Origin of the sequence: Pseudomonas lalkuanensis, from assembly GCF_008807375.1 — a bacterium.
GTDB lineage: Bacteria > Pseudomonadota > Gammaproteobacteria > Pseudomonadales > Pseudomonadaceae > Metapseudomonas > Metapseudomonas lalkuanensis.
This window is the reverse complement of sequence record NZ_CP043311.1, coordinates 5937728-5956067: the sequence shown is the minus strand read 5'-3', so window position 1 is coordinate 5956067 and position 18340 is coordinate 5937728. Positions and strand designations below refer to the sequence as shown.

The following is an 18340-nucleotide window of genomic DNA, read 5'->3' as shown; positions in this document are numbered from 1 at the left end:
CGAAGTCCGTAGTCTTTGCGCCCATCGTAAAAGCCTGCGCGAACCGAAAGTGGCAAGAGCCCGAATCCATGACTGACCTGGCCAATTCCCTGACTTCTTCGAAGAACCCGCCCGCCCGCATCGACTTCAATACGCCTGCGCTGCAACGCAAGCGGCGGATGCGAGCGCTGATGGACCACCTGACTCGCTGGTACGTGCTGGTCGGTGGCCTCGCCGTTCTTGGCGCCATCACCCTGATCTTCTTCTACCTGGCCTATGTGGTGCTTCCGCTGTTCCAGGGCGCCGAGCTGACGGCGAAGAAGGCGCAGAGCCCGGCCTGGCTGCAACAGCAGGACGCCGGCAAGCCGCTGCTGCTGGCCCTGGAAGAGCAGAACATGGTGGGCATGCGCGTTGCCGACAAAGGCGAAGTGCAGTTCTTCTCGGTGAAGGACGCTAGCCTGCTCAAGCGCCAGCAGCTGCCACTGCCGGCCGGCGCCAGTGTGGTGTCCATCGGCCAGGACCAGCCGGGTAGCCCGCTGGTGGTGCTGGGCCTGTCCAACGGCCAGGCGCTGATCTTCAAGCACAGCTACAACGTCACCTACCCGGACAACAAGAAAGCCATCGAGCCCCTGGTCAGCTTCCCCTACGGCGAGGCGCCCATGGCCCTCGACGCCCAGGGGCGCGCGCTGGAGCACGTGGCGCTGAGCATCAATGACGAGACCATGGTGCTGGCCGGTTCCACCGGCAGCCAGCTGCATGTGCAGCAGGTCGTCAGCGAAGAGAACATGCTGACCGGCGAAACCACCCAGGAGCAGAGCAGCATCGAGCTGCCGCAGATCGCCGAGCCGATCAAGGCCATCTATATCGATCCGCGCCACCAATGGCTGTACGTGCTCAACGGCCGTGCCCACGCCGATGTCTTCAGCCTGCGCGAGAAGGCCCTGAACGGCCGCTACAAGCTGCTGGAAGACGGCGAGCGCGAAGTCACTGCCAGCACCATGCTGCTGGGCGGCATCTCCCTGATGGTGGGTGATTCCAAGGGCGGCATCACCCAGTGGTTCATGGCCCGCGATCCGGACGGCTCCTCACGCCTGAAGCACATCCGTGACTTCCAGCTGGGCACCAACCCGGTGGTACAGATCAACGCCGAAGAGCGCCGCAAGGGCTTCATCGCCCTGGACTCCAGCGGCCACCTCGGTGTGTTCCACAGCACCGCCAACCGCACCCTGCTGGTCGAGTCCGTGACCGACGGCTCCGGCCTGATGGCCCTGTCGCCGCGCGCCAACCGCATCGTGGTCGAGGAAGGCAGCCAGCTGATGCCGTTCAGCCTGCGCAACCCGCACCCGGAAGTCTCCTGGAGCGCGCTGTGGGGCAAGGTCTGGTACGAGAGCTACGAGGAGCCGAAGTACGTCTGGCAGTCCACCGCCGCCAACACTGACTTCGAGCCCAAGCTGAGCCTGGCTCCGCTGACCTGGGGCACCCTGAAGGCGGCCTTCTACGCCATGCTGCTGGCCGCTCCGCTGGCCATCGCTGCCGCCATCTACACCGCCTACTTCATGGCGCCGGCCATGCGCCGCAAGGTGAAGCCGGTGATCGAACTGATGGAAGCCCTGCCCACTGTGATCCTGGGCTTCTTCGCCGGCCTGTTCCTGGCGCCCTACGTGGAAGGCCACCTGCCGGGCATCTTCAGCCTGTTGCTGCTGACCCCCATCGGTATCCTGCTGGCCGGCTTCATCTGGAGCCGCTTGCCGGAGTCCATCCGCCTGCGCGTGCCGGACGGCTGGGAAGCGGCGATCCTGATCCCGGTGGTGGGCCTCACCGCCTGGTTCGCCCTTGGCATGAGCCCGATCCTGGAAAGCTGGTTCTTCGGCGGCGACATGCGCCTGTGGATCAGCAATGACCTGGGCATCACCTACGACCAGCGCAATGCCCTGATCGTCGGCCTGGCCATGGGCTTCGCGGTGATCCCGAACATCTTCTCCATCGCCGAGGACGCCGTGTTCAGCGTGCCGCGCAGCCTCACCTACGGCTCCCTGGCCCTGGGTGCGACGCCCTGGCAGACCATGACCCGCGTGGTCCTGCTGACCGCCAGCCCGGGCATCTTCTCGGCGCTGATGATCGGCCTCGGCCGCGCCGTGGGCGAGACCATGATCGTGCTGATGGCCACCGGCAACACCCCGGTGATGGAAGTGAACATCTTCGAAGGCATGCGCACCCTGGCCGCCAACGTGGCGGTGGAAATGCCGGAGTCCGAAGTCGGTGGCACCCACTACCGAGTGCTGTTCCTCTCGGCCCTCGTGCTGCTGACGTTCACCTTCGTCATGAACACCCTGGCCGAGCTGATCCGTCAGCGACTGCGCAAGAAGTACGCCTCTCTATAAGAGCGACGCCCAGGCGTCGCATCCGATCCCCTCTCCCTTTGGGAGAGGGTGGTCCGAAGGACCGGGTGAGGGAAGTTTGGCCCAGTGCCGTATCCCCTCGTCCCAGAAATACGAAACCTCCGGCCCCTGGCGGGAGGAACTGAAAGACTCACGCGTTGGAGAAATCCGTGAAAAAGGTTTCCCTGAAAAACTGGTTCAAGAGTGGCGCACCGGGCGTCTGGATAAGCGGTGGCGCGGTTTCCATCGCGGTCATCATGACCATCGGCCTGCTGGCGGTGATCGCCGTGCGCGGTCTGGCCCACTTCTGGCCGGCGGATCTGGTGGAGGCGCAGTACTCCATTCCCGGCCAGCCAGCCAAGCCGGTCATCGGCGAAGCGGTGCAGATCGAGGAAGTGTCCCGTGCGCGCCTGAAGGGTGCCGGCCTGCCGGTACCCGAAGACGGCCCGGAATTCATGACCCGCGAACTGCTCAAGGTGGGCAACCGTGACGTCTATGGCAGCGACTTCACCTGGGTGGTGGGCGACTGGCTGCTGGACCAGAAATACCCGGCCGACCTGGTGGCGCTGGAGCGTCGCGAGTGGGGCAACTTCTACGGCCGCCTGGTGGCGGTGAAGGAAAACGGCCAGGTAGTGGCCGAAGGCGACGCCGCCATGCCCGCGCTGCTGGAGCGCCTGAAGCGCGTGAACGACCTCTACGGCAAGCTCTACCAGCTGGAGAAGAAGGACATCGGCGGCATCAACCACGGCCTGGAGCGCCTGCGCCTGCAGACCCGCAAGCTGGAGCTGAACAATGCCCTGACCCCCGAGGCCCAGGCCGACATCGCCGCCCAGCGCGCGGAGCTGGAGAAGCGCTACAAGGGCCTGGAAGAGCAGCTCATGGGCCTGCACCAGGAGTTCAACCGCGACAGCGTGGTGGTCCGTGAAGCCGGCGGCAAGGAGCAGGAAATCAGCCTTGGCAAGGTGGTTCATGCCTACCAGCCGAACGCCATGGGCGTCGGTGCCAAGTTCAGCTTCTACTTCTCCAAGCTGTGGGAATTCCTCGCCGACGACCCGCGTGAAGCCAACACCGAAGGCGGTATTTTCCCGGCCATCTTCGGCACCATCATGATGACCCTGATCATGGCCGTGATCGTCACCCCCTTCGGTGTGATCGCCGCCATTTACCTGCGCGAATACGCCAAGCAGGGCCCGCTGACCCGCGTGATCCGCATCGCGGTGAACAACCTGGCGGGCGTTCCGGCCATCGTCTACGGCGTGTTCGGCCTGGGCTTCTTCGTCTATGTGCTCGGGGGGTCGCTGGACCGCATGTTCTTCCCCGAGTCCGCGCCGGCGCCGACCTTCGGCACCCCGGGCCTGCTCTGGGCGTCCCTGACCCTGGCGATCCTCGCCGTACCGGTGGTGATCGTGGCCACCGAGGAAGGCCTGGCGCGTATTCCGCGTGCCGTGCGTGAAGGCTCCCTGGCCCTCGGTGCGACCAAGGCCGAAACCCTGTGGAAAGTGGTCCTGCCCATGGCCAGCCCGGCCATGATGACCGGCCTGATCCTCGCCGTGGCCCGCGCGGCCGGTGAAGTGGCCCCGCTGATGCTGGTGGGTGTGGTGAAGCTGGCGCCGAGCCTGCCGGTGGACGGCAACTACCCGTACCTGCACCTGGACCAGAAGATCATGCACCTGGGCTTCCACATCTATGACGTCGGCTTCCAGAGCCCGAACGTAGAAGCCGCGCGCCCGCTGGTCTATGCGACCGCGCTGCTGCTGGTGATGGTGATCGCCCTGCTGAACTTCTCGGCCGTCGCCATCCGTAACCACCTGCGCGAGAAATACAAGGCGCTGGACAGCTGATCGTCCGCCGCCCAACGAATTGCCTGAGGCTTACAGCTTGTAGCTCGAAGCTACGAACGGAGTGAACACATGCAACATGAAACCCACAGCCACGGCGTCAACATTTCCGCCCTCGGCCGCGACAAGCAGAACCTGAGCCTGGCGAACGAGACCGTCGCCCTCGAAGTGCCGGGACTGTCTCTGTTCTACGGTGAGAAGCAGGCGCTGCACAACGTCAGCATGAACATCCCGAAGCAGCGCGTGACCGCCTTCATTGGCCCGTCCGGTTGCGGCAAGTCCACCCTGCTGCGCTGCTTCAACCGCATGAACGACCTGGTGGACGGCTGCCGCGTCGACGGTGAGATCCGCCTCGACGGCAACAACATCTACCGCAAGGGCGAGGACGTGGCCGAGCTGCGCCGCCGTGTGGGCATGGTGTTCCAGAAGCCGAACCCCTTCCCCAAGAGCATCTACGAGAACGTGGTGTACGGCCTGCGCATCCAGGGCATCAACAAGAAGCGCGTGCTGGATGAAGCCGTGGAGTGGGCGCTGAAGGGCGCCGCCCTGTGGGACGAGGTGAAGGATCGCCTGCACGAATCCGCCCTCGGCCTCTCCGGCGGTCAGCAGCAGCGTCTGGTGATCGCCCGTACCATCGCCGTGGAGCCGGAAGTCCTGCTGCTCGACGAACCCTGCTCGGCCCTGGACCCGATCTCCACCCTGAAGGTGGAAGAGCTGATCTATGAGCTCAAGAGCAAGTACACCATCGTCATCGTGACCCACAACATGCAGCAGGCGGCACGTGTTTCCGACTACACCGCTTTCATGTACATGGGCAAGCTTATCGAGTTCGGTGATACCGATACCCTGTTCACCAATCCGGCCAAGAAGCAGACCGAAGACTACATCACCGGTCGCTACGGCTAGTGGCCACCCCCAATCGCGCTGGACTGTGTCGGCGAAGCTTGCCGTACTACTCGTACTGTCTTCGCTTCGCCTCCTTGCCCAGCACGATTGGTTGAAGGCCATTACCAACAGGAAAAGCATTCTGCTCAACAAGGGTTAGAAAATGATCGACAAAGACAGCCTCACCCATCACATCTCCCAGCAGTTCAACGCCGAACTGGAGGAAGTGCGCAGCCACCTCCTGGCGATGGGCGGCCTGGTCGAGAAGCAGGTCAACGACGCGGTCACCGCGCTGATCGACGCCGACTCGGGCCTCGCCCAGCAAGTGCGCGAGATCGACGACCAGATCAACCAGATGGAGCGCAACATCGACGAGGAGTGCGTGCGCATCCTCGCCCGTCGCCAGCCGGCGGCCTCCGACCTGCGCCTGATCATCAGCATCTCCAAGTCGGTGATCGACCTCGAGCGCATCGGCGACGAAGCCTCGAAGATCGCCCGTCGCGCCATTCAGCTCTGCGAGGAAGGGGTTGCCCCGCGCGGCTACGTCGAGGTGCGCCACATCGGTGACCAGGTGCGCAAGATGGTCCAGGAAGCCCTGGACGCCTTCGCCCGCTTCGACGCCGACCTCGCCCTGTCGGTGGCCCAGTACGACAAGAACATCGACCGCGAATACAAGACCGCGCTGCGTGAACTGGTCACCTACATGATGGAAGACCCGCGCGCCATCAGCCGCGTGCTCAACGTCATCTGGGCCCTGCGTTCCCTTGAGCGTATCGGCGACCATGCGCGCAACATTTCCGAGCTGGTGATCTACCTGGTGCGGGGCACCGACGTTCGCCATATGGGCCTGGCGCGCATGACCGAGGAAGTGAAGGGCAATGGCGCCAACAAGGATGCCACCCAGGGCTGATCCTGCTCCTCGTGTCCAGAGCGCCCGGCCTCGTGCCGGGCGTTCTGCTTTCCGGGACTGTGGATGACCCGTCGGTCGCGGACCGGGTGCAGGTCGCAAATCAGGCTTGGCAATTGGCTATCAGCCAAGGCTATGCTTAGCCCGGTTTTCCAAGGAGTAGTCGATGGGCAAGGTCAACGTGCTGGTGGTGGACGATGCGTCCTTTATCCGCGATCTGGTGAAGAAGGGGCTGCGCGACAACTTTCCCGGTATCCAGATCGAAGAGGCGATCAATGGGCGCAAGGCCCAGCAATTGCTCGCCCGCGCCAGTATCGACCTGATCCTCTGCGACTGGGAAATGCCCGAGATGTCGGGGCTGGAATTGCTCACCTGGTGCCGTGAGCAGGACAACCTGAAGACCACGCCCTTCATCATGGTCACCAGCCGTGGTGACAAGGAGAACGTCATCCAGGCCATCCAGGCCGGCGTCTCCGACTACATTGGCAAACCCTTCTCCAACGATCAGTTGGTCACCAAGGTGAAGAAGGCCCTGGCCCGCAGCGGCAAGCTCGAAGCCCTGATGTCCAGCGCGCCGGTCAAGCTGCCCAACGCCGGCGGCTTTGCCAACGACTCCCTCGCAGCGCTCACCGGCGGCAAGGCCGAGGTGGTCCGTCCTGCGACCGCGCCGGCACCTGCCGCCCCCGCGCCCGCGGCCAGACCCGCCGCGCCGACCCCGTCGGCGAAATCCGCCTCCCAGGCCCCCGGTGGCCGGGGCCAGGCCCAGCTACGGTTGCCGGCGGGTGTGCTGGCCTGTGTGATCAAGGCCCTGAGCCTGAAGGATGCACAGCTTGTGGTGCGCCGTGGCGAACCGCTGCCGCAGGTGCTGGAGAGCGCGGTGCTCGACCTGGAGCAGGGCGAGGGTGGCGAAGTGGCGCGGCTCAACGGCTACCTGCACTCGGTGGCGGCGCTGGAGCCGAAGCCCGACAGCGAGTGGCTGCAGCTGACCTTCCGCTTTGTCGATCGCGACCCGCAGAAGCTCGATTACCTGTCCCGTCTGATCGCCCGCGGCACCGCGCAGAAGCATTTCGTCCCCGGCGCCTGACCGTCCAGCCAACCCCGTCACAGCCCGACGGGCGACGTCTCGCCGCCGTTGGGCTGCACTGCTAGTCTTCGGCTTCTCGGAGCACAAAAAGACAACGGGACGAGATGCTGGGGCGACTTCTTTCTCTGGCGCTGCTGCTCGGCATGAGCCTGCCGGCCGCTGCGTTGACCATCTACAAGTACACCGACGCCAATGGTGTGGTGACCTACACCGACAAGGCCGTGTCCGGTGCCCAGGTGTTCGTCTTCCGTGACCGCATGGTGGAGCGCCTGGACCGGTCGGTGAAGCTGGAGACGAAGAAGCACGACGCCGGCGAGACCCTGCTGCTGCGCAACGACCTGTTCGCCCCGGTGGAGGTGGAATTGCGCATCGACCAGGCGGAAAACGTCTCGGGCGCTCCCGGCCAGCCCATTCGCTGGGTGCTGGCACCGCGCAGCAGCATGCGCATGGCCACCCTGGCCCCGGCCGACCCGAGCCGTCCCATGCGCTACAAGCCCAAGCTGCGCTACGCCATGGGCGACCCGCGCCTGCAGCCGGTGCTCTACCGCTATCCGCTGCCCTGGATGGGCGGCCCCTTCCGCCTGACCCAGGGCGCCAACGGTCGCTACAGTCACTTCACCCCCAAGGGCCGCTACGCCCTGGACATCGCCATGCCCGAAGGCACGCCCATCGTCGCGGCCCGTCCCGGCGTGGTGGTGAAGATCGAGAACGACCAGAGTGGCCGGGGCAACAACCCGTCCGGCAACTTCGTGCGCATCCTGCACGACGACGGCACCATGGGCGTCTACCTGCACCTGATGCGGGGTTCGGTGCAGGTGCGCGAGGGGCAGCAGGTGGCCATCGGCGAACGCATCGCCCGGTCCGGCAATACCGGCAACAGCACCGGCCCGCACCTGCACTTCGTCATCCAGCGCAACATGGGCCTGGCGCTGGAATCCATTCCCTTCGACTTCGCCCAGCCGGTGGATACCCTGCCGAACTTCGCGGTGGGGGGGGAGTAGGGGCCTTATCTCCCCTCTCCCTTTGGCAGAGCTCGCTCCTACAGAGAATCCGACTTCAACCTGTCAATCGGAGCATTTCGGTGGTCACACTGGTGCTCAGTCGAGCTTGAGCACCTTGGCGAGGACGATTTTCGGGCCCTTCATCTTCTTCACGATGATGCGCAGGCCGTCGGTTTCCAGCACTTCTTCCTCTTCCGGCACGCGGTTGAGGGTCTCATAGACGAGGCCGGCGAGGGTGTCGGCTTCGACGTGGTCGAGGTTGATGCCCAGCAGGCGTTCCACCTTGAACAGCGGGGTGTCGCCGCGCACCAGCAGCTTGCCCGGCTGGTAGGCGAGCACGCCGCGTTCGGTCTTGCGGTGTTCGTCCTGGATATCGCCCACCAGCACTTCCAGCACGTCTTCCATGGTCAGGAAGCCCACCACCTTGCCGTCGGCTTCTTCAACCAGGGCGAAGTGCGCGCCGCCCTGGCGGAACTGCTCCAGCAGGCGCGACAGCGGCATGTGCTTGGTCACGCGTTCCAGCGGGTGGGTGAGTTCGGCGAGGTCGAAGGATTCCGGCAGGCTGTCCAGCGCCGACAGGGCCAGCAGCAGGTCCTTGATGTGCAGGACGCCGATGAATTCGCCTTTCTGGTCGTCGTGCACCGGGTAGCGGCTGTACTTGTGGCGGCGGATCACGCTGAGGATGTCCGCCAGCGGTGCGTCGTGCTCCAGGTAGATCAGGTCTTCGCGGGAGTTGGCCCAGTCCACCACTTCCAGTTCGCCCATCTCCACCGCCGAGGCCAGCACGCGCATGTCCTGGTCGCTGGGGTCGCGGGCGCGGCTGGAGTGGAGAATCAGCTTCAGTTCGTCGCGGCTGTAGTGATGCTCGTGGTGCGGGCCGGGTTCGCCTTGTCCGGCGATGCGCAGGATGGTGTTGGCGCTGGCGTTGAGCAGCCAGATGGCCGGGTACATCAGCCAGTAGAAGGCGTACAGCGGCGCGGCGGTCCACAGCGAGAGCAGCTCGGGCTTGCGGATGGCCCAGGACTTGGGGGCCAGCTCACCGACCACGATGTGCAGGTAGGAAATGATGAAGAACGCAGTGAAGAAGGCGATGCCGTGGACCAGCTTCTGCGATTCGATGCCGACGGACTCGAGCAGCGGCTGCAGCAGGTGGGCGAAGGCCGGCTCACCGACCCAGCCGAGGCCAAGGGAGGCCAGGGTAATGCCCAACTGGCAGGCCGACAGGTAGGCGTCCAGCTGGTTGTGTACGGTGCGCAGGATGCGGCCACGCCAGCCGTGCTGGTCGGCGATGGCTTCGACGCGGGTTGAGCGCAGCTTGACCATGGCGAACTCGGCGGCCACGAAGAAGCCGTTGAGCAGCACGAGGAAAAGGGCGAAGAGAATCAGGCCGAAATCGGCGAAGTAACTGAGAAAGCTGGAACTAGGGGAAGGGTCCATGGAGGTTTTTGCTTGGAAATGACCGGCTAAGGTTGAAGGCTGACCCCCGACTTTGCAAGTCGGGGGCTTGGGCTTCAGGTGCGCCGGACCACCTGCGTGCCGGGGAAATGGCAGGTGAAGGTACTGCCGTGGTTGAGCACCGAACTGATGTCGAGGCGGCCGCGATGGCGGATCAGCACATGCTTGACGATGGCAAGGCCCAGGCCCGTGCCGCCGGTGCTGCTGTTGCGGCTGGAGTCGACACGGTAGAAGCGCTCGGTCAGGCGGGGCAGGTGCTTGACCTCGATGCCGATGCCGCTGTCCTGCACGGAGAGGTGCGCACCCGTCTCATCGCCCCACCAGCGGATGCGGATCTCGCCTTCGTCCGGGGTGTACTTCACCGCATTGAACACCAGATTGGAGAAGGCGCTGCGCAGTTCGGCCTCGCTGCCGCGGAGCTTGAAGTTGTGGTCGGCTTCGAGGCTGACGCGGTGGTGGCGGTTGCCGGACAGGGCGATGGCGTCGGCCTTGATCTGCAGCAGCAGCAGGTCCACGGCTACCGGCTGGTTGTCCGAGGGGTAGTCGGTGGCTTCCAGCTTGGCCAGCAGCAGCAGGTCGTTGAGCAGGTTCTGCATGCGCTTGCCCTGCTGGCTCATCTGCTGCAGCGCGCGGGTCCAGCGCGGGTTCACGTCCTCGACGTTGTCCAGCAGGGTCTCCAGGTAGCCGGCGATCACCGTCAGCGGCGTGCGCAGCTCGTGGGAGACGTTGGCGACGAAGTCCTTGCGCATCTGCTCCAGCTGGTGGAGGCGGGTGACGTCGCGCACCAGCATCAGGTGCTCGCTGTTGCCGTACTTGGTGATGTGGAACTGCAGGCGCAGGCGGTCGTTGACCGGCGAGGGCAGGTCCAGCGGCTCGTGGTACTGGCCTTGCTCGAAGTATTCCTTGAAGCGCGGGTGACGGATCAGGTTGGTCACCGGCTGGCCGCTGTCCTGCGGGGTCTTCAGGCCCAGCAGGGTCTCCGCGGCGCGGTTCCACCAGTCGAGGTTGCCATCGCTGTCGAGCATCACCACGGCGTCCTTCAGGGCGGCGGTGGACTCCTGCACGCGGTCGATCACCGCCTGCAGGCGGCCACGCACGCGCTGGTCGCGGCGCTGGAGGTGGTAGATGCTGTCGAACACCTCGCCCCACAGGCCGTAACCGTCAGGCGGCGGTTCGTCGGGCTGGTGTTCCTTGAGCCATTTGTACAGGCGCAGGAGTTGCGCCAGGGTCCAGCCAAGATAGGCGCCCAGGCCGATCACCAGGGCCCAGGCATATTGGCCGGTGACCAGGCCGGCCAGCAGGCAGGCGCCGATCAGCAGAAGCAGGCGGCGGATGACTACGCCGCGCCAGTCTTGATTCACCTATCGCGTCCTTGTGCTCGGCCCTGCGCGGGGCCCTGGGTCAGCTTTTGGTGGAGAAACGATAGCCTGTGCCGCGAACGGTCTGAACCAGATTTTCGTATACCTCGCCGAGGGCCTTGCGCAGGCGGCGGATGTGCACGTCGACGGTGCGCTCCTCGACGTAGACGTTGCCGCCCCAGACCTGGTCCAGCAGTTGGCCGCGAGTATAGGCGCGCTCCTGGTGGGTCATGAAGAACTGCAGCAGGCGGTATTCGGTCGGTCCCATCTCGGCGGGCTTGCCGTCGATGGTCACGCGGTGGCTGATCGGGTCCAGCAGCAGGCCACCGATGGCGATCGGCGCTTCGCTGTCGCTGGGGCCGGCGCGGCGCAGCACGGCCTTCAGGCGCGCCACCAGTTCGCGCGGGGAGAAGGGCTTGGTGATGTAGTCATCGGCGCCCACTTCCAGGCCCTGGATCTTGTTGTCCTCTTCACCCTTGGCGGTGAGCATGATGATCGGGATGTCGCTGGTGAGGTCGTCGCGCTTCAGGCGTCGGGCCAGTTCGATGCCGGAGGTACCGGGCAGCATCCAGTCGAGGAGGATCAGATCGGGTTTGCGGTCGACGATGATGGCGTGCGCCTGCTGGGTGTTTTCAGCTTCCAGGCAGTCGTAGCCGGCCATCTCGAGGGCGACGGCGATCATCTCGCGGATCGGCGCTTCGTCGTCGACTATCAGGATGTTCTTGCCAACCATGTTCAAGCCTCAAGAAAAGGTCGCGTGTATGACTGATTGCGCCGCATTAGATAACGGAATTATTGCAGGGATGTGACACGCCAGGGTTCGACCTCCTGACTGCCGGCACAGCCCGCGATATCGCGCATTCCGTCACGGAACCCGGGCGAAGTGGCCTCGTCTATGCTCAATGAGGCCGCCGCCAATCAGGGGCGGCCCGGAGCCTGGCACAGGACCCCATCGGCCCGATGGGTGTTCGTGGCTCCTTCCGTCCTGTTCCGCTGCGACCTCCAGCCGTGATCACAGCTGCCGCCAGGCTGTCGCTGTTCATTCCGAGGAGAGGCTAGAAAATGAGAAGAATTTCCCCGCGGTTCGTTCCGTTGCTCGCTGGCGCATTGCTGAGCTGGCCCCTGATGGGCCTGGCGGCCGAGCCGGCAATGGAGAAGGACGGCATGCTCGTGGATCAAAACGGTATGACCCTCTACACCTACGACAAGGACTCCGACGGCAAGTCCGCCTGCAACGGCCAGTGCGCACAGAACTGGCCGCCGCTGATGGCCGAGGCCGGGGCCAAGGCCGAAGGCGAGTGGAGCGTGGTCAAGCGCGACGATGGCTCCATGCAGTGGGCCTACGACGGCAAGCCGGTGTACACCTTCATCATGGACAAGAAGGCCGGTGACGTGACCGGTGACGGCAAGATGGGGGTTTGGCACGTCGTCAAGCCCGAAGCTTACTAGCGGGCTGGAAAACTGCCTGCGTTGCCGATGTTGCGTTCTCCAACCGACCAGGAACGGTGGTGATCTGCGCGCTGCGCCTCAGCGCAGCGCGTAGTCGGCGACTATGCCGGCGAGGATTGCCAGGCCCGCCCAGTGGTTGTGCAGGAAGGCCTTGAAGCAGGCCTGCGGGTCCTTGCTGCGGGTGCTGTAGAACTCCCAGGCGAAGCAGGCGGCGGCGGCCACCAGGCCCAGGTGGAAACAGGTCCCCAGTTCGAAGCGGTTGCCCGCCAGCAGCAGGCAGAGCAGCGCCAGGCCCTGGAGGATGGCGATGATCAGGCGGTCGGCGTCGCCGAAGAGGATGGCGGTGGATTTCACCCCGATCTTCAAGTCGTCTTCGCGGTCGGTCATCGCGTAGTAGGTGTCGTAGGCCACGGTCCACAGCAGGTTGGCGATGTACAGCAGCCAGGCCGCGGCCGGCAGCTCGCCGGTCTCGGCGGTGAAGGCCATCGGCATGCCCCAGGAGAAGGCCGCGCCCAGCACCACCTGCGGGTAGTAGGTGTAGCGCTTCATGAAGGGATAGCAGGCGGCCAGTGCCAGGCCGCCGAAGGACAGCCAGATGGTCGTGGCGTTGGTGAACAGCACCAGCAAGAAGCTGATGGCCACCAGAACGGCGAAGAACACCAGCGCTTCCCGCGCGGTCACCCGGCCGCTGGCCAGGGGGCGGGCGCGGGTGCGGCTGACGTGGCCGTCGAAATTGCGGTCGGCGTAGTCGTTGATCACGCAGCCGGCGGCGCGCATCAGGTTCACGCCGAGGATGAAGATCACCAGGTTGGCCAGGCTGGGGCTGCCTTCACCGGCGATCCACAGCGCCCACAGCGTGGGCCAGAGCAGCAGGTAGATGCCGATGGGCTTGTCCAGCCGGGTCAGCTGGATGAAATCCATGGCGCGGGGATGCAGGCGGTTCAGCGATTGCAACAGCGTGAGGTACATCGGCGGCTCTCCCGTTGAAGGCCGGGATTATAAGGCCTCGATGCCCGCCTCACGCCACAGCCCGGGCAGGAAGATTTCCGCCACCAGCACCCCCAGTTCGCCTCGCGAGAAGCACGAACGGCGCCCCCAGAGGCGATCGTCGCGCACCTCGGCCGGCAGCAGCGGCGCCGGATAGCGGGTGACTTCGATGGCGCCGCGGTCGAAGGCGCGGTCGCTGAACAAGAGTTCGCCGAGGGAGCGGCTGCCGAGCTGGTGCAGGTCCAGCCCCGAGCCTTCCAGGGCACTGCGTGCCGCCACGCTGCGGGCGAACACCCAGATCTCGCCGTGGCCGCGCAGGTAGACCTCGCGTACCCAGCCCTGGCTGCCGGCGGGGATTCCCAGGGCCGCGCACTCGTCGGCGCGCAGGGTCTGCCAGCCTTCTTCCAGCGGGGTGATGCTGAAGGCGTCGTTCGACAGCGCGGTCAGCCGGCGGGTCAGCGAGCCCTGGTCGAACAGCCAGTCGCGGACAGCGGCGCAGGGGGCGGGATGGAGCTGGGCGGCGGTTAGCCAGCGGGGCGGATGGGCGAGGGCGGCGTGGGGCACGGGCTGGGCTTGGACGGTGGAAGACGGCGCAGATTAGCACGGCCGATGGCCGTCGGCTGCCTCTTGCCCACCGGCGGATGAACCAGTACAAAGCGGCCCTGAGATGTCCGGAAAGCCCGCCAGAGGCTGCGGCCTGAGAACGCGTGATCGATGAGGTAGGAACGATGAAGAAGTGGCAATGCGTGGTATGTGGCCTGGTCTACGACGAGTCCCAGGGCTGGCCGGATGACGGCATCGCCGCCGGCACCCGCTGGGAAGACGTCCCGCAGGACTGGATCTGCCCGGACTGCGGCGTGGGCAAGCTGGATTTCGAGATGATCGAAATCAACTGATCGCCCGATCCGGAAAGGCCGGCCGGCAGGCCGGGGTGGCAACGTCGCAGGATCCAGCGCGACGGAAGCCACCCGGTCTGCCGAGCCGGCTTTTTCGTGTCCGCGGGTTGGGCCTATCCTCTGTCTGGACTGGTCCGGCGGCCCTTGGCGGGTGCCGGTCGATTGGAGTAGGTTCAGTACGGTATCCGCGCCGGCGGAGGTGGTCATGCGCAAGTGGCAATGCATTGTCTGCGGTTTCATCTACGACGAAGCCGAAGGGCTGCCCGAAGAGGGCATCGCGCCCGGTACGCGCTGGGAAGACATCCCGCCGGACTGGTGCTGCCCCGATTGCGGCGTCGGCAAGATCGATTTCGAGATGATCGAGATCGCCTGATCCTCCCCGCCATCCAACCCCATTCAAGCGACGGCCCATGGGCCGTCGAGTCGTTTCACGAGCAGGAGTGAGCAATGAGTGCACCCGTGGTGATAGTCGGCACCGGCCTGGCCGGTTACAACCTGGCCAAGGAGTTTCGCAAGCTGGACAGCGAAACCCCGCTGTTGCTGATCAGCGCCGACGACGGTCGCTCCTACTCCAAGCCCATGCTGTCCACCGGTTTCGGCAAGAACAAGGACGCCGACGGCCTGGCCATGGCCGAGGCCGGCGCCATGGCCGAACAGCTCAAGGCGGAAATCCGCACCCATACCCGCATTACCGGCATCGATCCGGCTCACAAGCGCCTGTGGATAGGCGAAGAGGCCGTGTCCTATCGCGACCTGGTGCTGGCCTGGGGCGCCGACACCATTCGCGTGCCGGTGGAAGGCGATGCCCAGGACGCGATCTTCCCGATCAACGACCTCGAAGACTACGCACGCTTCCGCGTTGCATCCGCCGGCAAGCGCCGGGTGCTGATCCTGGGCGCGGGCCTTATCGGCTGCGAATTCGCCAACGACCTCAGCCTGGGGGGCCTGGAAGTGGAACTGGTGGCCCCTTGCGAACAGGTCATGCCTGGCCTGCTGCATTCGGCAGCCGCGGCGGCCGTACAGGCCGGGCTGGAAAGCCTGGGGGCGCGCTTCCACCTGGGGCCGGTGCTGGCGCGCCTGGACCGTGGCGAGAACGGCCTCGATGCGCTGCTCTCCGACGGTACCCGCATCTCCTGCGACCTGGTGGTATCCGCCGTCGGCCTGCGCCCGCGCACCGACATGGCCGCTGCAGCGGGCCTGGCAGTGAACCGTGGCGTGGTGGTCGACCGCGAGCTGCGCACCTCCCACAGCAACGTCTACGCCCTGGGTGACTGCGCCGAGGTGGATGGCCTCAACCTGCTCTATGTGATGCCGCTGATGGCCTGCGCCCGCGCCCTGGCGCAGACCCTGGCGGGCAATCCCACGGCGGTGGCTTATGGCGCCATGCCGGTGACGGTGAAGACGCCGGTGTGCCCACTGGTGGTATCGCCGCCGCCCCGCGGCTCGGAGGGCAGTTGGACGGTGGAAGGCTCTGGGGCGGACATCAAGGCGCTCTGCCGCGACGCCACAGGCCGCCTGCTCGGTTATGCCCTGACCGGCGCTGCGGTGCAGGAAAAACTGGCCCTGAACCGCGAGCTGCCGCCGTTGCTGGCGTAAATGTCAGCCCTTCTGTCGGAATAATCGTTCTGTTCTTTCGGAATTCCCGCCGAGGACACTGGCGGAGTGCCCATTGGCGTGCCATCCTCCCCGTGGTCTGCCGCAGCGCAGAGCCGTTGCGGCGCCTTGGGCGCTGTTCTGGAAGGACAGCACGGACACAAAAACAACAAACCGTCAAAGAGGCATCTATGCGTAAACCGGAACTCGCCGCCGCTATCGCCGAAAAGGCCGATCTCACCAAGGATCAGGCCAATCGCGTACTCAATGCGGTGCTCGAAGAAATCACCAACGCGCTGAACCGCAAGGACAGCGTGACGCTGGTGGGCTTCGGCACCTTCCTGCAACGTCATCGTGGTGCCCGCACCGGCAAGAACCCGCAGACGGGTCAGCCGGTCAAGATCAAGGCCAGCAACACTGTCGCCTTCAAACCGGGCAAATCGCTGAAAGAAGCCGTGAACTAAGCTTCTTCTGCCCGGAACCGGGGAGGTTCCGGGCAGTTCACCCGCTCTCTCGTCATACCCTCCTTTGGCTGGCTGTAGTCCTGCCGGCAAACCGCTACAATGCGCCGCTTTCTCAATCCTTCGAGGCCGTGCGCGCATGAAATTCCGCTTTCTTCTCTGGATGCTGGGTCGCCTGATGGCCAAGGCCAGCCGTGACAATGCCGACTTCCAGCAGCAGCTGGCGGGCAAGGACCTGGTGTTCCAGCTGCACACCCTGGACGGCAAGATCGCCCGTCACTTCATCGTCAGGGACCAGCGCGTCGTCAGCAAACGCGGCGTTGCAAGCGCGCCTGCCTTCGCCATCGGTTTCAAGGACGGTGCCTACGGTTTCGCCACCATGAGCGCGAAGAACAAGCAGCTCGCCTTCATGCAGGGTATCCAGAACAAGGACATCCAGATCCAGGGCAATCCGGCGCTGGTGATCTGGTTCCAGGGCCTGACCAAGCACCTGGTGCCGAAGAAAAAGGCCGTCGAGAAGAAAGCCGCCTGACCTTGTTTCCCCCCGTAGGAGTGAGTTCATTCGCGATTGAAATCGCTCCAACAGCGTGCGGAAAGGGGATGAAAAAAGGGGCGCCAGTGGCGCCCCTTTTCATGCCTGCAGGATCAATGCGGCGCGTTGAACTGCGACGCCAGTTCGCGCAGCGCGGCTTCCGCCTGCAGCACCTTGCTCACGGCGTCATCCGCTTTCTCGCGGCTGATACCCAGGGCTTCGAACAGGTCGTCCGGAATCACGGCTTCCGGGCCTGAGCCGATGCCGCGATTGCGCAGCAGGCTGACCGCCAGGCACACCAGGTTGGGGTAGGCGGCGTTGTCGTTCTGGTAGTCGGGATCGTGCTGGAAGCGCAGGGCGGTGTAGAGCTCTTCCGGCATGTCCCAGAAGCGCATCAGCCAGCTGCCGATCTGCTCGCGGGTGATGCCCAGCAGATGTTGCTCGATGTAGCTGTGGGAAAGGTGCGGGTTGACCTCCAGATGCCGGCAGATCAGCGAGAAATGCGGCGGGAAGACGTGGGCCAGCACCAGGTAGCCAAAGTTGTGCAGCAGCCCGGCGAGGTAGGTCAGGCCGGTCTCGGGACGCTGGGCGCGGGGCATGGCGCGGGTCAGGCCTTCGATTACCGCAGCGGTGTAGATCGCCTGCTGCCAGTAAGGTGTGGCCTGCTGCGGCTGGTCCTTGGGCAGGCTCAGGGATTTGCCCAGGGCCAGGCCAAGGGCAAGGTTGATCACCAGGTCGAAGCCGAGCACGCGCACGATGGCGTCTTCCACCGAGCGGATCTTGCCGGGGGCGGCGTAGTAGGGCGAGGCCGCCCAGCTGACCACCTGGGCGGCCAGGGCCGGGTCGGTTTCCACCACGCCGGTGATGTCTTCCACGGTGGCATTGGGGTCGACCCTGAGCTTGATGATCTTCTGCGCGGATTCGGCCAGCGGCGGAATCTCGATGGTCTCTTCCAGGCGCTGCTGGATACGGCGCGCGGTGAAGGCCTGCACGGCCTGGGTGATTTCGGCGCGGTCGTCGGCCGGACGGTCGAGGTTCGGACGGATGCTTGCCAGGGGTTCGCCGAAGCGTGCGGCGCTGGCTTTGCCCAGCAGGCTGCGGTAGTCCTCGCTGGCCAGCTCGAGCAATACGCCGGGTTGGCCGGACTCCACCAGCAGGCGCGGCTCCTGCAGCAGGCGCTCGTCATACAGGCACGGCGAGCTGGTCAGCGGTGGCAGGCCCGGCAGGGTGCCCAGCTGGTGCTTGCCGAGCATGCGTTCGAGGCGCTCGGGCTTGACCGCCACCAGCTTGCGGCCGGTGAGTTCGGCGAGGCGGTTGAGGTCCAGCAGTTGGCTGCGCGGGAAGAGCACAAGGAGTGCGCCGACGGCGTCTTCCAGCAGCACCGACTGGACCCGCTGCGCAGCAGCCAGGCCCGGATGCTCCAGACGAACCTGGAAGGCCAGGCCGAGCTTCTCCAGCAGCTGCACTATCACTTCGGGCGGTTGTGGCGAGGAATCCGGTGCGAGGGCGACTTCGGTCATGGCAGCATCCAGCTTTG

At 65.2% G+C, this 18340-nt stretch carries 18 protein-coding genes; 12 read left to right on the top strand and 6 right to left on the bottom strand.

Features of this window, described 5'->3' with window-relative positions; all coding sequences use genetic code 11:
• Positions 1-68 precede the first annotated feature (68 nt).
• The 6 genes from FXN65_RS27360 (at position 69) to FXN65_RS27335 (ending at position 8072) form a co-directional block, all read left to right on the top strand.
• The gene (locus FXN65_RS27360) at positions 69-2360 is read left to right on the top strand and encodes an ABC transporter permease subunit (protein WP_151138462.1); all 2292 of its coding nucleotides are present in this window, start codon (positions 69-71) and stop codon (positions 2358-2360) included.
• Positions 2361-2527: 167 nt separating this feature from the next.
• A complete protein-coding gene (gene pstA / locus FXN65_RS27355) occupies positions 2528-4198 on the top strand; it encodes a phosphate ABC transporter permease PstA (RefSeq protein WP_178119407.1) in 1671 nt (556 codons plus the stop codon).
• Positions 4199-4267: 69 nt separating this feature from the next.
• The gene (gene pstB, locus FXN65_RS27350; RefSeq protein ID WP_151138458.1) at positions 4268-5101 is read left to right on the top strand and encodes a phosphate ABC transporter ATP-binding protein PstB; all 834 of its coding nucleotides are present in this window, start codon (positions 4268-4270) and stop codon (positions 5099-5101) included.
• A 142-nt stretch (positions 5102-5243) separates the two neighbouring features.
• Positions 5244-5990 carry a phosphate signaling complex protein PhoU gene (phoU, locus tag FXN65_RS27345; protein ID WP_151138456.1) on the top strand — a complete coding sequence of 249 codons (747 nt, stop codon included), beginning with the start codon at positions 5244-5246 and terminating at the stop codon, positions 5988-5990.
• 163 nt (positions 5991-6153) lie between these two features.
• Positions 6154-7071, top strand: coding sequence for a response regulator (locus FXN65_RS27340; RefSeq protein ID WP_151138455.1), 918 nt, complete (start codon positions 6154-6156; stop codon positions 7069-7071).
• A gap of 104 nt (positions 7072-7175) precedes the next feature.
• Complete coding sequence (locus FXN65_RS27335; protein ID WP_151138452.1) at positions 7176-8072, top strand: peptidoglycan DD-metalloendopeptidase family protein; 897 nt, start codon at positions 7176-7178, stop codon at positions 8070-8072.
• Between the two features lie 96 nt (positions 8073-8168).
• Here the strand turns inward: FXN65_RS27335 and FXN65_RS27330 are convergent, their stop codons facing one another.
• The 3 genes from FXN65_RS27330 to phoB all read right to left on the bottom strand — a co-directional run bounded on the left by FXN65_RS27330 (position 8169) and on the right by phoB (position 11618).
• Entirely contained in the window at positions 8169-9509 is a 1341-nt protein-coding gene (locus FXN65_RS27330; RefSeq protein ID WP_151138450.1) for a hemolysin family protein, read from the bottom strand.
• Between the two features lie 74 nt (positions 9510-9583).
• A complete protein-coding gene (gene phoR / locus FXN65_RS27325) occupies positions 9584-10888 on the bottom strand; it encodes a phosphate regulon sensor histidine kinase PhoR (protein WP_151138448.1) in 1305 nt (434 codons plus the stop codon).
• A gap of 40 nt (positions 10889-10928) precedes the next feature.
• Positions 10929-11618 (bottom strand): phosphate regulon transcriptional regulator PhoB, encoded by a 690-nt coding sequence (phoB, locus tag FXN65_RS27320; protein ID WP_028626921.1) that lies wholly within the window; start codon positions 11616-11618, stop codon positions 10929-10931.
• A gap of 329 nt (positions 11619-11947) precedes the next feature.
• Between phoB and FXN65_RS27315 the strand changes: the two genes are divergently transcribed.
• Positions 11948-12334 (top strand): COG4315 family predicted lipoprotein, encoded by a 387-nt coding sequence (locus tag FXN65_RS27315; protein ID WP_151138446.1) that lies wholly within the window; start codon positions 11948-11950, stop codon positions 12332-12334.
• 78 nt (positions 12335-12412) lie between these two features.
• On the opposite strand, the gene ubiA is transcribed toward FXN65_RS27315, so the two are convergent.
• Entirely contained in the window at positions 12413-13303 is an 891-nt protein-coding gene (gene ubiA, locus FXN65_RS27310; RefSeq protein WP_151138444.1) for a 4-hydroxybenzoate octaprenyltransferase, read from the bottom strand.
• A gap of 27 nt (positions 13304-13330) precedes the next feature.
• Positions 13331-13885, bottom strand: coding sequence for a chorismate--pyruvate lyase family protein (locus FXN65_RS27305; RefSeq protein ID WP_151138442.1), 555 nt, complete (start codon positions 13883-13885; stop codon positions 13331-13333).
• Positions 13886-14049: 164 nt separating this feature from the next.
• Between FXN65_RS27305 and FXN65_RS27300 the strand changes: the two genes are divergently transcribed.
• The 5 genes from FXN65_RS27300 (at position 14050) to FXN65_RS27280 (ending at position 16803) form a co-directional block, all read left to right on the top strand.
• Positions 14050-14217, top strand: coding sequence for a rubredoxin (locus tag FXN65_RS27300; RefSeq protein ID WP_077524852.1), 168 nt, complete (start codon positions 14050-14052; stop codon positions 14215-14217).
• A 205-nt stretch (positions 14218-14422) separates the two neighbouring features.
• Positions 14423-14590, top strand: a complete 168-nt coding sequence (locus FXN65_RS27295; protein WP_151138440.1) for a rubredoxin — start codon at positions 14423-14425, stop codon at positions 14588-14590.
• Positions 14591-14664: 74 nt separating this feature from the next.
• On the top strand, positions 14665-15813 hold the full coding sequence (locus FXN65_RS27290) for an NAD(P)/FAD-dependent oxidoreductase (RefSeq protein WP_151138438.1): 1149 nt from the start codon (positions 14665-14667) through the stop codon (positions 15811-15813).
• Positions 15814-16001: 188 nt separating this feature from the next.
• Positions 16002-16274: an HU family DNA-binding protein gene (locus FXN65_RS27285; RefSeq protein ID WP_016495401.1), complete on the top strand. Its 273-nt coding sequence runs from the start codon at positions 16002-16004 to the stop codon at positions 16272-16274.
• 136 nt (positions 16275-16410) lie between these two features.
• Positions 16411-16803: a helicase gene (locus tag FXN65_RS27280; protein WP_151138436.1), complete on the top strand. Its 393-nt coding sequence runs from the start codon at positions 16411-16413 to the stop codon at positions 16801-16803.
• Positions 16804-16916: 113 nt separating this feature from the next.
• Here the strand turns inward: FXN65_RS27280 and FXN65_RS27275 are convergent, their stop codons facing one another.
• Entirely contained in the window at positions 16917-18323 is a 1407-nt protein-coding gene (locus FXN65_RS27275; RefSeq protein ID WP_151138434.1) for an HDOD domain-containing protein, read from the bottom strand.
• Between the last annotated feature and the right edge of the window lie 17 nt (positions 18324-18340).